The organism is Klebsiella oxytoca NBRC 105695, from assembly GCF_001598695.1.
Taxonomy (GTDB): domain Bacteria; phylum Pseudomonadota; class Gammaproteobacteria; order Enterobacterales; family Enterobacteriaceae; genus Klebsiella; species Klebsiella oxytoca.
This window is the reverse complement of sequence record NZ_BCZK01000003.1, coordinates 339,480-353,057: the sequence shown is the minus strand read 5'-3', so window position 1 is coordinate 353,057 and position 13,578 is coordinate 339,480. Positions and strand designations below refer to the sequence as shown.

The window sequence follows — 13,578 nt, the reverse complement described above, 5'->3', positions numbered from 1 at the left end:
GCGGTGCCCTGACGGGCCGTGGCTTTAAAGCAAAGGTAATAAAAATGCTTTATTTAAAACTCTTGCCCATTATCTTTTTTCCCGTTTTATTTTGGATAATACCGCACCCGGAAGGCGTCGCCTCGCCGACCTGGCATATGGTTGGCATCTATCTGGCGATGCTGTGCGGACTGGTTTTACGTCCGTTTACCGATGCGGTCATTATGCTGATTATTCTCGGGTTTGCCTCTCTGGTTCTCGACCCTGCTCCTCTGTTTGCGGGTTTTGGTAGCCCGATGGTCTGGTTTATCATCAGCGCCTTTATTATTTGCAAAGCGTTTGTCATTACCGGTCTGGGTAAACGTATCGCCTATCTGCTGCTAAAACGCTACGGTAAAAATACCCTCACCCTGGGCTATCTGATGATGGTGACGGATACCGTACTGGCCCCGGCAACAGGTTCAAATATGTCCCGTTCCGGAGGCATCACCTATCCCATCTTCAGGAACATCGCCGAAGCGCTGGGCTCGAAGCCCGACGACGGTAGCCGGAAAATCGGCGCCTATCTGACCATCCTGATGTACGTCGTCTCAATGGGAACCTCCAGCCTGTTTCTGACGGGGATGGCGACCAACTCAATTACCGTCTCGCTGGCTAACGAGATCATGAAAGTGAATCTCGAATGGATGACCTGGTTTAAAGCCGCCATTGTGCCCGCCGGACTGGTGCTGCTGCTCGCGCCATGGATTCTGTATAAAATCTACGCCCCGGAACTCAAAGTTATTGATAACGTCAACGAAATTGCTGAAAAAGGCCTGCGTGAACTGGGTCCGGTAAAGCGCGAAGAGAAGCTGTTGATCGTATTCTTTATTCTGGGCGTACTCGGCTGGATGACGGGCTCCATTACCGGCATCGCCTTTATTCCCGTCGGCCTGGCTTTCCTCGCCTGCCTGCTGCTTTTCGGCGTCCTGAGCTGGAACGACGTGGTGAGCGAAAAATCGGCCTGGCAGACCTTCGTCTGGTACGGCGCGTTTTATGGATGCGCGGTTGCGCTATCAAAAGGCGGGTTCTATGTCTTCCTGGTCGACGTTATCAAAAACTATCTTGACCTGTCGCACCTGAATGAAATCAGCGCGATTGCCGTCCTGGTCTTTATCAGCCTTGCTGTCCGCTATTTCTTTGTCTCTAATAGCGCGTTCGTGGTCTCATTCTACCCGGTACTTTTTACCCTGGGAATGACGACTCAGGCGCATCCTATGTACGTGGCGCTTTCTCTGGCCTTCTCCGCAGGCTATGGCGCATTGCTGACGCACTATGGCAACGGCGCTGGCGTATTTACGTTCTCCAGCGGCTACGTGCCGCAAAAAACATTCTGGATGCTGGGCACCATCATGGTGGTGGTCAACGTATTAATCTTCTTCCTGATCGGTATTCCCTACTGGAAGTTTATCGGCATTTAACAGGAGCATAATATGAAACTGGATATTCTGATTAAAAACGGTCTGGTCGCCGATCTTGATAGCCGCGATTATATTAATCGCAATATTGGCATCATCGGCGATCGTATCGTTGACTTAAATGCCGTTGATGATTTACAGGCCGAAACGGTTATTGATGCCGCAGGTTGTATCGTACTGCCTGGCTTAATCGACTTCCATGGCCATGTTTTTCATGGCGGGACCGCCATCAGTGTTAACCCTGATATCGTATGCTTGCCAAATGGGGTCACCAGTATGGTCGATGCCGGCAGCAGCGGCTGGGTAAATTATCAGCTTTTTCGCAATAGCGTGATTCATCCTGCCATGGTGAAAATCAAAAGCTATCTGAACGTGGTCAACGTCGGACTTTCTACCCTCGGAGGCGGGCCGACCGGTTATCTGGAAAATACCAACCCGGCAAATTACAACGAGGAGAAGATAGCGCAAACGCTGAATGGCAACAGAGACAATATTCTCGGCCTGAAACTACGCTACAGCCAGGATATCGCTAAAGGGAAACAGTACGCCAGCGACCCTCTTCTCTCTACCGTCTCCCTGGCGCGTAAACTGGATACCACGATTTGCGTTCACGTCACGGACTCTCTTCTCTGCGCCGATGAACTGATCCGCTATTTTAATGCCGATGATATTTACGCGCACTGTTTCCACGGCACCGGCCACTCGATTCTCAATGAACAGGACGAGGTCTATGCGGCGATAAAAGAGGCCCAGTCCCGGGGCGTTATCTTCGACTGTTCAAACGGCGTGGCCCACTTTGATTTTCACGTTGCCAGAACCGCCATGGCGCAGGGATTCTATCCTGATATCATTAGTACCGATCTCACTTTAAGAAATAGCTTACGGACGGATAAGGTCTACAGTCTGCTCCACGTCATGTCGAAATATCTCAACATGGGAATGTCCTTCTTCGATATTGTTCGCGCGGTAACCGCTACGCCGGCCCGCCTGATGAAGATGCAGGGACAAATTGGTACCCTGGCGCCCGGCGCGTTTGCTGATATTTCGATTGTTAAACTGCAAAAAGAGAAGATTGTTTTTGAAGATACTCAGGGCGTTAAAATTGAAGGCGACCGTTACATTGATAACTGCGCTACCCTGTGTAATGGTCAAATTGTCTACCGCCGCCTGCGCTTCTAATCGCTAATTATTAAGCCTTACGTCTACCTCGGCGTAAGGCTTTTATTCTGAATCGCGTATAATATGACTTCACTCATTGATTCTCCTCGCGCTCATCATATACTAAGGCTTGCCTACCCTGCTGTCTGCGAGAATAATGCATGAATAATAATGAAATTGTTATCTTTTCAGTTTCCAGGACAATAACCCAACGAATCATGAATGTCCTTATTGAAAGGAAACTCGACATCCCCGTGTATGAATTTCGTTATTCAGAAGTTCTCGACAAAGCCCATGAGATGATTCAATCCGGCACTAAGATAATTATTAGCCGAGGCGGTACCGCCGCACTCCTGCGTAGCAATATTACTATCCCCGTCATTGAAATAGCCCATGATTTTCATGGCGTTTATCGCATCTTACAAGAAGCGAATAGTAAGTCGCAAAAAATCGCCGCCGTTGGTTTCCCGCAGTTTTGCAGCGCCTTACGCCATTACCAGAACATGACCAATGAAGATTTTAAAATTTGTCAGGTTTATAATCATCACGATATTGAAAATGTTATAAAAAATCTTTCGGAGAATAATTACCATACCGTAATCGGCGGACTGACCGTTGCTGAAATGGCTCAAAAATATCACCTCAATGCTATTATGGGGGATACTGATAACATTTCCATTGAGCAGGCCATCAATGAAGCTCACAGTTTATTGAAATACATTAATCGTGAAAACAGCAAACTGATCATGAGCCACTCAGCATTGAATCAGGCGCGTGAAGGTATTATATGCATCGATCAGCTTGGTGAAATTATCAATATCAACGCTACCGGCGTGGCATTATTCCAATGTCAAGCCGGAGATAAAATATTCAAAAAAGAAGCGTTTAAAGAGATCTACGCCAGTATTATTAATGAATTAGACATCAAAGAGCAGGCTATAGACATCAACGGCGTAACGATTCATATTTCCGTGCGCCACTTTTCTAACCGAAAAATATCTTATGCCGTTATTACGGGGCTAAGCCAGGAGAGCACGCTTTGGCAAAACAGCGTCAACAAAAAAAGTAAGCTGCGCGGTTTTTCCACAACCTGGTCTTTCGACGATATTATTGGCCAGTCGCCGGCCATCCTCGATGTTATAAAAAAAGCCAAACTGTGCGCCCGCCACGAACTGCCGATTCATATTTTAGGTGATACCGGCACGGGCAAAGAACTTTTCGCCCAAAGTATTCACCACTATAGCGCCAGAGGCCATAGTCCTTTTATCGCGATTAACTGCGCGGCCATCCCCGAGAGCATTCTGGAAAGTGAACTCTTTGGCTATGCCGACGGCGCCTTTACCAGCGCGCGGAAGGGCGGCAAACCTGGGGTGTTTGAAATGGCGATGAACGGTACGGTGTTTATCGATGAAATCAGCGAAGCGCCGCTATCGGTACAGGTTAAGCTGCTGCGCGTATTGCAGGAAAAGCAGTTTTCTCGTCTCGGCGGCGATACGCTTATTACCGCCGATTTTCGCCTGATCACCGCCAGCAATAAGGATCTGCGCCAGCTCGTCGCCAACGGTGAATTCCGGCAGGATCTGTACTACAGAATCAATATCCTTGAGTTGACGCTACCGGCCTTACGCCAACGACCGGGCGATATTATGCTGTTAATTCAGCACTTGCTTCATCAGCAGGGTAAGCAAATTACCTTTACCCCCGACGCGGTGGATTTTTTACATAGCTATCGCTGGCCCGGCAATATTCGCGAACTCCAGGCGGTGATCTACCGACTCATTGTGCTGCTCGATATAGACAGGGTGAACAAGGAGATTTTACTCCAGGTTAGTCAAATTACACCCGATGACCATCAGCAACTCGCTCACTCCCCGGCTGTGAGCGTCTCATCCGATGAAACCGATCTATTAAAGAAACAAGAGAAACAACTGATTACCAGCGTAATAGAAAAAACCGACGGAGACAGAACCAGAGCATCGGTCATGCTGGGTATTAGCCCCACCACCCTGTGGCGCAAATTAAAGCAGCATAATATCAGCGGATAAGTCGAAGCCTGCTCCGCTGATACAGAGCAGGCGATTATTTCTGTTCCGCTAAAGCCTGCGCGCATGCCCAGGCTGACGCCCATGCCCACTGGAAGTTATAACCTCCCAGCCAGCCGGTAACGTCCATCACTTCGCCGATAAAGTAGAGCCCGGGCACCTTACGGGCCTCCATGGTGCGCGAAGAGAGTTCGTTAGTATCTACGCCGCCGAGGGTCACTTCCGCCGTACGATAGCCTTCGGTGCCATTCGGCTGGACGCGCCATGCGGTCAGCGTCTCAACCAGCGCCTGCTGCTCGCGGACGTTAAGCTGTTTCAGCGTGATATCCGGGAGTTGGCCCAGCTGCTGCAGGCACTCAACCAACCGTTTCGGCAGCTGCATCGCAAGCGTGTTTTTCAGGCTCTGATTAGGATGCGCCGCGCGCTGTTCGTTGAGGAAATCATCAAGATGGCACTCCGGCAGCAGATTGATGCTGACGAATTCTCCCGGCTGCCAGTAGCTGGAAATTTGCAGTACCGCCGGCCCGGACAGCCCGCGGTGGGTAAAGAGCAGATTTTCCCGGAAGACGGTCCCGTTTTCCGCCGTGATGGTTGACGGCACCGAGACGCCGGAAAGCACCTGCAGCTGCTCAAGCAGCGGCTTATGCAAGGTAAACGGCACCAGGCCCGCGCGGGTCGGCAGTACCTTCAGGCCAAACTGCTCGGCAAGCTTGTAGCCGAACGGCGAAGCGCCCAGACCGGGCATGGATAACCCGCCGGAGGCCACCACCAGCCTGTTCGCCGCCACCGTCTCGCCGTTAAGCTGCAGCATGTAGCCCTCATCATCCCGCTCAACGCTGATAATTTCGCTACGCAGGCGAATTTGTACGCCGCCCTTTTCACACTCCGCCAGCAGCATGTTGACGATTTGCTCGGCGGAATCATCGCAGAAAAGCTGGCCCAGGGTTTTCTCATGCCAGGCAATACCGTGTTTGCTAACCAGATCGATAAAGTCCCACTGGGTGTAGCGCGCCAGCGCGGATTTGCAAAAATGCGGGTTTTGGCTGAGATATGCCGCGGGTTCGATATACATGTTAGTAAAGTTGCAGCGTCCGCCGCCTGACATCAGGATCTTGCGCCCGGGCTTTTTGCCATTATCGAGCAGCAGCACCCGGCAGCCTGCCTGCCCTGCCTGCGCCGCACAAAACATTCCCGCCGCTCCGGCGCCGATTACGATGGCATCAAACCTTTCCACACAACATTCCTCATATCCCGATTGTCGGGAATTGTAAATTTTTCACTCTGGTCGCACCAGCATGAAAAAAACAGATTTACGTACCTCATTGAAAGATATAGGAATACTCCCAACAAGGTAAAACTTAAACAGGAAGAAAATCAAAAAAAGTCTATATTTCACTTTGCCCGCGCCGCTAAAGTCACTGATAATGCGCCGCGTTCATGTCCTCAAAATGGCGTAACGTCCTATGCTACATTTATTTGCCGGTCTGGATTTACATACCGGGCTACTGTTATTGCTTGCTCTGGCTTTCGTGCTTTTTTACGAAGCGATCAATGGTTTTCATGATACCGCAAACGCTGTTGCAACTGTGATCTACACACGCGCAATGCGGTCGCAGCTTGCTGTGGCGATGGCGGCTCTTTTTAACTTCTTCGGCGTTCTGTTGGGCGGTCTCAGCGTAGCCTATGCCATCGTGCATATGTTGCCGACCGACCTGTTGCTTAACATGGGTTCAGCACATGGCCTCGCCATGGTCTTTTCCATGCTGCTGGCGGCAATTATCTGGAACCTCGGCACCTGGTACTTCGGCCTTCCGGCCTCCAGCTCGCACACCCTGATCGGCGCGATCATCGGTATTGGTTTAACCAATGCGCTGATGACCGGTACGTCGGTGGTGGACGCGCTGAACATCCCGAAAGTCATGGGTATTTTTGGCTCGCTTATCATCTCGCCAATCGTTGGCCTGGTCGTGGCGGGCGGCCTGATTTTCATCCTGCGTCGTTACTGGAGCGGAACCAAAAAACGCGCCCGTATCCACCTGACCCCAGCCGAGCGTGAAAAGAAAGACGGCAAGAAAAAGCCGCCGTTCTGGACGCGTATTGCGCTGATTCTCTCCGCCATTGGCGTTGCGTTCTCCCACGGCGCGAACGATGGTCAGAAAGGCATTGGCCTGGTCATGCTGGTTCTGATCGGCGTAGCTCCGGCTGGCTTCGTGGTCAATATGAACGCTTCCGGCTACGAAATCACCCGTACCCGCGATGCGGTCAACAACGTGGAAACCTTCTTCCAGCAGCGTCCTGAGCTGTTGAAGAAAGCGACCGGCGCTGAGCAGCTCATCCCGTCTCCGGACGCGGGGGCAGCCGCAAATGGCGAATTCCACTGCCACCCGGCAAACACCATCAACGCGCTTGACCGCGTGAAGACGATGCTGACCGGAACCGAAAGCTACGACACGCTCTCCGTTGAGCAACGCAGCCATCTGCGCCGCATTATGCTCTGCATCTCCGATACCACCGATAAAGTGGCGAAGCTGCCGGAAGTCAGTGCCGACGATAAGCGTCTGCTTAAAAAGCTGAAAACCGATATGCTGAGCACCATCGAATACGCGCCAATCTGGATTATTATGGCGGTTGCGCTGGCGCTGGGTATCGGCACCATGATCGGCTGGCGTCGCGTGGCGACCACCATTGGCGAGAAAATCGGTAAGAAAGGGATGACCTACGCACAGGGTATGTCAGCTCAGATGACCGCAGCCGTATCGATTGGTCTGGCGAGCTATACCGGTATGCCGGTTTCCACCACCCACGTGCTCTCCTCCTCGGTTGCGGGGACAATGCTCGTCGATGGCGGAGGTCTGCAGAAGAAGACCGTCACCAGTATTCTGATGGCATGGGTACTCACCCTGCCCGCGGCGATTCTGCTCTCCGGCGCGCTATACTGGCTCTCGCTGCAGATTATCTAAGCCGTCTCGGTAATAAGACAGATAAACGGGTCAGGAAACTGGCCCGTTTTTTTTACCCGCAGTGTCACTAGTGCCAGATAGCCAGGGCAATCATGCTCACCATCACCAGGCCGCAGAGGGCGCTGGTAAGGATAAACTGCCGACGAACCCGCTCGCAGCGGCGGATGAACTCATCGTCGTGATGATCGCGGTAGCGCTGAGCGTAGATATACCACACCAGGCGCATCTGTTTGCTGGGCTGTCCATGCGACGTAAAAAAACCGCCGCCGTCGACATATTGATAGAGCAAAGGGTCACAACCACGTAGCACAACAAGCAATGCACGCAGCGACGAGAAGTAGCGTGCCATATTCACTACACATACGATACACAGGGCCCAAAACAGCGCAACAGTGCTGATCATACCTCCTCCCCGGCGACCCGTCCTCGGAGGCTCCCTCCGGGACTACCGCTCCCCAATATCAAACCGACTGTACTGTGAAAGAGTGCGATTCCGATCACGTTTATTTATCCGACCGGCTCATTAAATAGTGTAGGAGATCAGTTAATTTTTTTACCACAACGTTAATCATTATCAATGCATAAGTCGGATATATTTGTTTAACTATTTGCTGAACAAGGTAGATTGACGGATCGCGAGGGGCGCTATAAGGTAGAAATATCTTCTACAATTAGGTCCTTAAGGACTACCCCCCGCGAATGTGGCACGCAGGACGCGGGCGAAGCGGCAGCGCTGGCTGTCAGGTCCAACGGTCATCGACAACTTATGGAAGGAGTAACACTATGGCTTACAAACATATTCTTATTGCAGTAGACCTGTCCCCGGAAAGCAAAGTACTGGTAGAAAAAGCCGTTTCTATGGCCCGTCCCTACAATGCAAAAGTTTCCCTGATCCACGTAGATGTGAATTACTCCGATCTCTACACCGGCCTTATTGATGTTAACCTGGGCGATATGCAGAAACGCATCTCCGAAGAGACTCACCACGCGTTAAGCGAACTCTCTACGAATGCGGGCTATCCGATCACTGAGACCCTGAGCGGTAGCGGCGATCTCGGCCAGGTGCTGGTCGATGCGATTAAAAAATATGATATGGACCTCGTGGTTTGCGGTCACCATCAGGACTTCTGGAGCAAGCTGATGTCCTCCGCGCGTCAGCTCATCAACACCGTTCACGTCGATATGCTGATTGTCCCGCTGCGCGACGAAGAAGAGGAATAACAGGACGTTATTTCATTTCGCTGATGACCAACGCCCGCCCATGCGGGCGTTTTTATTTCTCACTCCCCGCCGAAAAGAAAGAATATAAATCCATAAAATCCGCAAATTGCCAGATTGATCAACCAACAAAATCGCCATTTATCCATATAATCATTCGCCAAAGCGTATAACCATCATATCATTGCGCAAAATTAAGGTTTTTAAGCGCGTTTTGGCATACGCGTGCATACTTTTTCGGACAGGACTAAAAGGCGAAGCAATATGAACTCCACCGCACCCACAGGCTTGCTGCAGCAACCTCGCCCATTCTTCATGATCTTCTTTGTGGAACTATGGGAACGATTTGGCTATTACGGCGTTCAGGGCATTCTGGCCGTTTTCTTTGTTAAACAGCTCGGCTTCTCGCAGGAACAGGCGTTTATAACCTTTGGCGCGTTTGCGGCGCTGGTATATGGCCTGATCTCCATCGGCGGCTATGTCGGCGATCATCTGCTCGGCACCAAACGTACGCTGGTGCTGGGCGCGATTGTCCTCGCCGCGGGCTACTTTATGACCGGCCTGTCGCTGCTCAAACCCAATCTCATTTTTATCGCGCTGGGAACCATTGCGGTGGGAAACGGGCTATTTAAAGCCAACCCGGCGAGCCTGCTCTCCAAGTGCTATCCGCCAAAAGATGCCCGCCTCGACGGCGCCTTCACGCTGTTCTATATGTCGATTAACATCGGTTCGCTGCTGTCGCTGTCGCTGGCGCCGGTGATTGCCGATAAATTCGGCTACGCGGTGACCTACAACCTGTGCGGCGCCGGCCTGATTGTCGCCCTGCTGGTTTACTTCGCCTGTCGGGGTATGGTGAAAGATATCGGCTCTGAGCCGGACCACAAGCCGTTGAGTCTGCGCAATTTACTGTACGTGCTGGCAGGAACGGTGGTGATGATTTTTATCTGCGCCTGGCTGATGCATAATGTAAAAATCGCCAATCTGGTGCTAATTATCCTCTCAGTGGTGGTGACGATTTTCTTCTTCCGCGAAGCCTTCAGGCTGGATAAAACCGGGCGCAATAAAATGTTCGTCGCCTTTATCCTGATGCTGGAAGCGGTGCTGTTTTATATTCTGTACGCGCAGATGCCGACCTCACTCAACTTCTTTGCCATCAACAACGTCCACCATGAAATACTCGGTTTCGCGATTAACCCAGTGAGCTTTCAGGCGCTAAATCCGTTCTGGGTGGTGGTGGCCAGCCCGATCCTCGCCGCGATCTACACACGTTTGGGCAATAAAGGCAAAGACCTGAGCATGCCGATGAAGTTCACCCTCGGCATGTTCCTGTGCGCGCTGGGCTTTTTAACTGCCGCAGCGGCGGGAATGTGGTTTGCCGATGCCCAGGGATTGACCTCGCCGTGGTTTATCGTGCTGGTCTATCTGTTTCAGAGCCTGGGAGAACTGCTGATTAGCGCCCTGGGGCTGGCGATGGTTGCCGCACTGGTACCGCAGCATCTGATGGGCTTTATTCTGGGGATGTGGTTCCTGACGCAGGCCGCCGCGTTTCTGCTGGGCGGCTACGTCGCAACCTTCACCGCCGTACCGGACAACATTACCGACCCGCTACAAACGCTGCCGATATACACCAACGTATTCAGTAAAATTGGCCTGGTGACCCTGGGCGTCACGGTGGTCATGGCGATCATGGTGCCGTGGTTGAACAGGATGATTAATACAAAGAGCGCGTAAAAACGGTGCGGTCGACGAGGTTTCCCGGATTGCGGCTAACGCCTTATCCGGGCTACAGAACCCCCAGATCGCAAGAACCTGTAGCCCGGGCAAGGCGCATCGCGCCGCCCCCGGGGAAATAGCCCTGATGCAGCTTGTTTACCCCTGCGGCTCAACCGCCGTTCCGGCATAGATATCAAAGCGATGGCCTTTGGTCACCACCGCGTTAGGGGTCGCAACATTCGCCAGCGGCGGCGCGTAGTCCGGGCGCTTAACCACCACCCGCCTGGTCGCCAGCTGACGCGCCGGCGCCAGCAGACCGTCGGCGTCTAAATCCGGCCCCACCAGCGACTGAAATACCCGCATCTCTTTCTTCACCAGCGCGCTTTTTTGCTTATGCGGAAACATCGGGTCGAGATAGACCACCTGCGGACGCGGGGTAATATCGGTCAGCGCCGTCAGGCTGGAGGCGTGAATCAGCAGCAGGCGCTCCTGCAACCACGAGCCGATTTCAGCGTCGGCGTAGCCACGCGCCAGGCCATCGTCGAGCAGCGCGGCAACCACCGGATTACGCTCCAGCATCCGTACACGACAGCCGACTGACGCCAGCACAAAGGCATCCCGCCCCAGACCGGCGGTCGCATCGACGACATCCGGCAGATAGTCGCCTTTGATTCCCACCGCTTTCGCCACCGCCTCGCCGCGGCCGCCGCCGAACCTGCGCCGGTGAGCCATCGCCCCGCCGACAAAATCCACGAAAATGCCGCCGAGCTTCGGTTCATCGCGCTTACGCAGCTCAAGATGCTCCGGCGTCATCACCAGCGCCATCGGGTTGTCATCGTCCTGCTCCAGCCCCCAGCGGTCGACAAGAACAGATAAGGCGCCGTCTCCGGCGCCCGTTTCATCAATTAAACAAATTTTCACAACAGCATTAACTCTTAATACCGTAATGCTCAAGCATCGCGTCCAACTGCGGCTCGCGACCGCGGAAGCGTTTGAACAGGACCATTGGCTCTTCCGAACCGCCGCGGCTAAGAATGTTGTCGAGGAACGACTGGCCGGTTTCGCGATTGAAGATCCCCTCCTCTTCGAAGCGCGAGAAAGCATCCGCCGCCAGCACATCGGCCCACAGGTAGCTGTAGTAGCCCGCCGCGTATCCACCGGCAAAAATGTGGCTAAAGGCATGCGGGAAGCGGCCCCAGGACGGCCCGGGAATCAACGCGACCTGCTGCTTGATTTCCGCCAGCGTTTCGAGGATTTTCGCCCCCTGCTGCGGGCTAAATTCCGCATGCAGGCGGAAGTCGAACAGGCCGAACTCCAGCTGACGCAGAATAAACATCGCCGCCTGATAGTTCTTCGCGGCCAGCATTTTCTCCAGCAGCTCCTGCGGCAGCGGCTCGCCGGTTTCGTAGTGGCCGGAGATAAACGCCAGCGCTTCCGGCTCCCAGCACCAGTTTTCCATAAACTGGCTCGGCAGTTCGACTGCATCCCACGGTACCCCGCTGATACCGGAAACGCCGGCGGTATCGATGCGGGTCAGCATATGGTGCAGACCGTGGCCAAACTCGTGGAACAGCGTGATCACTTCATCGTGGGTAAACAGCGCCGGTTTGCCGCTGACGGGACGGTTAAAGTTACAGGTCAGATAGGCAACCGGCTTTTGTAGCGTGCCGTCAAGCTTGCGCATCTGGCCAACGCAATCATCCATCCACGCCCCGCCGCGTTTATGTTCGCGAGCGTAAAGGTCGAGGTAGAAGCTGCCGCGCAGCTCGTTATTTTCGTCGTACAGTTCAAAGAAGCGCACTTCCGGATGCCAGACGTCGACGTCAGTACGCTCTTTCGCAGTAATGCCGTAAATACGCTTAACGACTTCAAACAGGCCGTTAACCGCTTTGTTTTCCGGAAAGTACGGGCGCAGCTGTTCATCGCTGATGCTGTAAAGATGTTGCTTCTGTTTTTCGCTGTAGTAAGCGATATCCCACGGCTGCAGTTCATCCACGCCGAATTCGGCTTTGGCGAAGGCGCGCAGCTGAGCCAGTTCTTTCTCACCCTGCGGACGGGCGCGTTTAGCCAGGTCGCTCAGAAAGTCGAGCACCTGCTGCGGATTCTCCGCCATTTTGGTCGCCAGCGACTTATCGGCATAGCTGTCGAAGCCCAACAGCTGAGCCAGCTCGTGGCGCAGGGCGAGGATTTCCGCCATTACCGGACTGTTATCCCACTTACCGGCATTCGGCCCCTGGTCAGAAGCGCGGGTGGAATAGGCGCGATACAGCTCTTCACGCAGCGCCTGGTTATCGCAGTAGGTCATTACCGGCAGATAGCTCGGGATATCCAGGGTCAACAGATACCCTTCCTGCTCTTTGGCTTCAGCCTGAGCTTTCGCCGCAGCAAGCGCGCTTTCCGGCATCCCGGAGAGCTCGGATTCATCGGCGATCAGCTTCGTCCAGCCCATGGTGGCATCGAGGACGTTGTTACTGTACTGATTGCCCAGTTCAGACAGGCGTGCGGCGATTTCGCCGTAGCGTTTCTGCTGCTCTTTGGCCAGGCCAATACCGGAGAGTTCAAAATCACGTAGCGCGTTATCCACCGCTTTTTTCTGCGCGGTATTCAGGGTGGCGTAATGGTCGCCATCGCGCAGGTCGCGGTACGCTTTGTACAGACCTTCATGTTGCCCAACCCAGGTGCTGTATTCGGAGAGCAGCGGCAGAGTTTGTTCGTAGGCTTCACGCAGCTCAGGGCTGTTTTTAACCGAGTTCAGGTGGCTGACCGGGGAAAAAATACGCCCCAGCACGTCGTCCACTTCCGCCAGCGGCTGGCAAAGGTTTTCCCAGGTATACGGCGCCCCTTGCGCCACCGCGCGTTCGACCGCCGCCCGGCAATCATCCAGCGCTTTGGTGACCGCGGGGACCACGTGCTCGGGTTTGATTGCAGAAAAGGGCGGGAGCGAAAAAGGCGTCAGTAATGGATTGGTCATATGCGCAGTCCTGTTGAATTGGGTGAATGAAGCGCGCGTCCGGCGCTATAGCATGAGATCTAGAATGGGGGATAGTTTGC

The 13,578-nt window shown here is 53.4% G+C and carries 10 protein-coding genes; 6 read left to right on the top strand and 4 right to left on the bottom strand.

Annotated elements, in window-relative coordinates; translation table 11 throughout:
* The first annotated feature begins 44 nt into the window (after positions 1–44).
* The 3 genes from KO1_RS07445 to KO1_RS07435 all read left to right on the top strand — a co-directional run bounded on the left by KO1_RS07445 (position 45) and on the right by KO1_RS07435 (position 4,639).
* The gene (locus KO1_RS07445; RefSeq protein WP_024274790.1) at positions 45–1,439 is read left to right on the top strand and encodes a DASS family sodium-coupled anion symporter; all 1,395 of its coding nucleotides are present in this window, start codon (positions 45–47) and stop codon (positions 1,437–1,439) included.
* A gap of 12 nt (positions 1,440–1,451) precedes the next feature.
* Positions 1,452–2,615 carry a metallo-dependent hydrolase gene (locus tag KO1_RS07440; RefSeq protein ID WP_004116160.1) on the top strand — a complete coding sequence of 388 codons (1,164 nt, stop codon included), beginning with the start codon at positions 1,452–1,454 and terminating at the stop codon, positions 2,613–2,615.
* A gap of 140 nt (positions 2,616–2,755) precedes the next feature.
* Complete coding sequence (locus tag KO1_RS07435; RefSeq protein WP_047720537.1) at positions 2,756–4,639, top strand: sigma-54-dependent Fis family transcriptional regulator; 1,884 nt, start codon at positions 2,756–2,758, stop codon at positions 4,637–4,639.
* A 34-nt stretch (positions 4,640–4,673) separates the two neighbouring features.
* On the opposite strand, the gene KO1_RS07430 is transcribed toward KO1_RS07435, so the two are convergent.
* Complete coding sequence (locus KO1_RS07430) at positions 4,674–5,870, bottom strand: BaiN/RdsA family NAD(P)/FAD-dependent oxidoreductase (protein WP_024274792.1); 1,197 nt, start codon at positions 5,868–5,870, stop codon at positions 4,674–4,676.
* Positions 5,871–6,099: 229 nt separating this feature from the next.
* Between KO1_RS07430 and pitA the strand changes: the two genes are divergently transcribed.
* Positions 6,100–7,596, top strand: a complete 1,497-nt coding sequence (gene pitA / locus KO1_RS07425; protein WP_004106648.1) for an inorganic phosphate transporter PitA — start codon at positions 6,100–6,102, stop codon at positions 7,594–7,596.
* A gap of 67 nt (positions 7,597–7,663) precedes the next feature.
* On the opposite strand, the gene uspB is transcribed toward pitA, so the two are convergent.
* Positions 7,664–7,999, bottom strand: coding sequence for a universal stress protein UspB (uspB, locus tag KO1_RS07420; RefSeq protein WP_004106649.1), 336 nt, complete (start codon positions 7,997–7,999; stop codon positions 7,664–7,666).
* A 380-nt stretch (positions 8,000–8,379) separates the two neighbouring features.
* Here uspB and uspA point away from each other — a divergent pair, with 380 nt between their 5' ends.
* Both uspA and dtpB read left to right on the top strand, forming a co-directional pair.
* On the top strand, positions 8,380–8,817 hold the full coding sequence (uspA, locus tag KO1_RS07415) for a universal stress protein UspA (protein WP_004106650.1): 438 nt from the start codon (positions 8,380–8,382) through the stop codon (positions 8,815–8,817).
* Between the two features lie 261 nt (positions 8,818–9,078).
* Entirely contained in the window at positions 9,079–10,545 is a 1,467-nt protein-coding gene (gene dtpB, locus KO1_RS07410) for a dipeptide/tripeptide permease DtpB (protein ID WP_024274793.1), read from the top strand.
* A 138-nt stretch (positions 10,546–10,683) separates the two neighbouring features.
* Here the strand turns inward: dtpB and rsmJ are convergent, their stop codons facing one another.
* Both rsmJ and prlC read right to left on the bottom strand, forming a co-directional pair.
* Positions 10,684–11,448, bottom strand: coding sequence for a 16S rRNA (guanine(1516)-N(2))-methyltransferase RsmJ (gene rsmJ / locus KO1_RS07405; protein ID WP_004106654.1), 765 nt, complete (start codon positions 11,446–11,448; stop codon positions 10,684–10,686).
* A gap of 7 nt (positions 11,449–11,455) precedes the next feature.
* Positions 11,456–13,498: an oligopeptidase A gene (gene prlC, locus KO1_RS07400; protein WP_004106656.1), complete on the bottom strand. Its 2,043-nt coding sequence runs from the start codon at positions 13,496–13,498 to the stop codon at positions 11,456–11,458.
* Positions 13,499–13,578 lie beyond the last annotated feature (80 nt).

Bases quoted from the DNA above. Each gene is read 5' to 3' on its own strand.
- KO1_RS07445 (WP_024274790.1), top strand. From the start codon at position 45: ATGCTTTATTTAAAACTCTTGCCCATTATCTTTTTTCCCGTTTTATTT.
- KO1_RS07440 (WP_004116160.1), top strand. From the start codon at position 1,452: ATGAAACTGGATATTCTGATTAAAAACGGTCTGGTCGCCGATCTTGAT.
- KO1_RS07435 (WP_047720537.1), top strand. From the start codon at position 2,756: ATGAATAATAATGAAATTGTTATCTTTTCAGTTTCCAGGACAATAACC.
- pitA (WP_004106648.1), top strand. From the start codon at position 6,100: ATGCTACATTTATTTGCCGGTCTGGATTTACATACCGGGCTACTGTTA.
- uspB (WP_004106649.1), bottom strand. From the start codon at position 7,999: ATGATCAGCACTGTTGCGCTGTTTTGGGCCCTGTGTATCGTATGTGTA.
- uspA (WP_004106650.1), top strand. From the start codon at position 8,380: ATGGCTTACAAACATATTCTTATTGCAGTAGACCTGTCCCCGGAAAGC.
- dtpB (WP_024274793.1), top strand. From the start codon at position 9,079: ATGAACTCCACCGCACCCACAGGCTTGCTGCAGCAACCTCGCCCATTC.
- prlC (WP_004106656.1), bottom strand. From the start codon at position 13,498: ATGACCAATCCATTACTGACGCCTTTTTCGCTCCCGCCCTTTTCTGCA.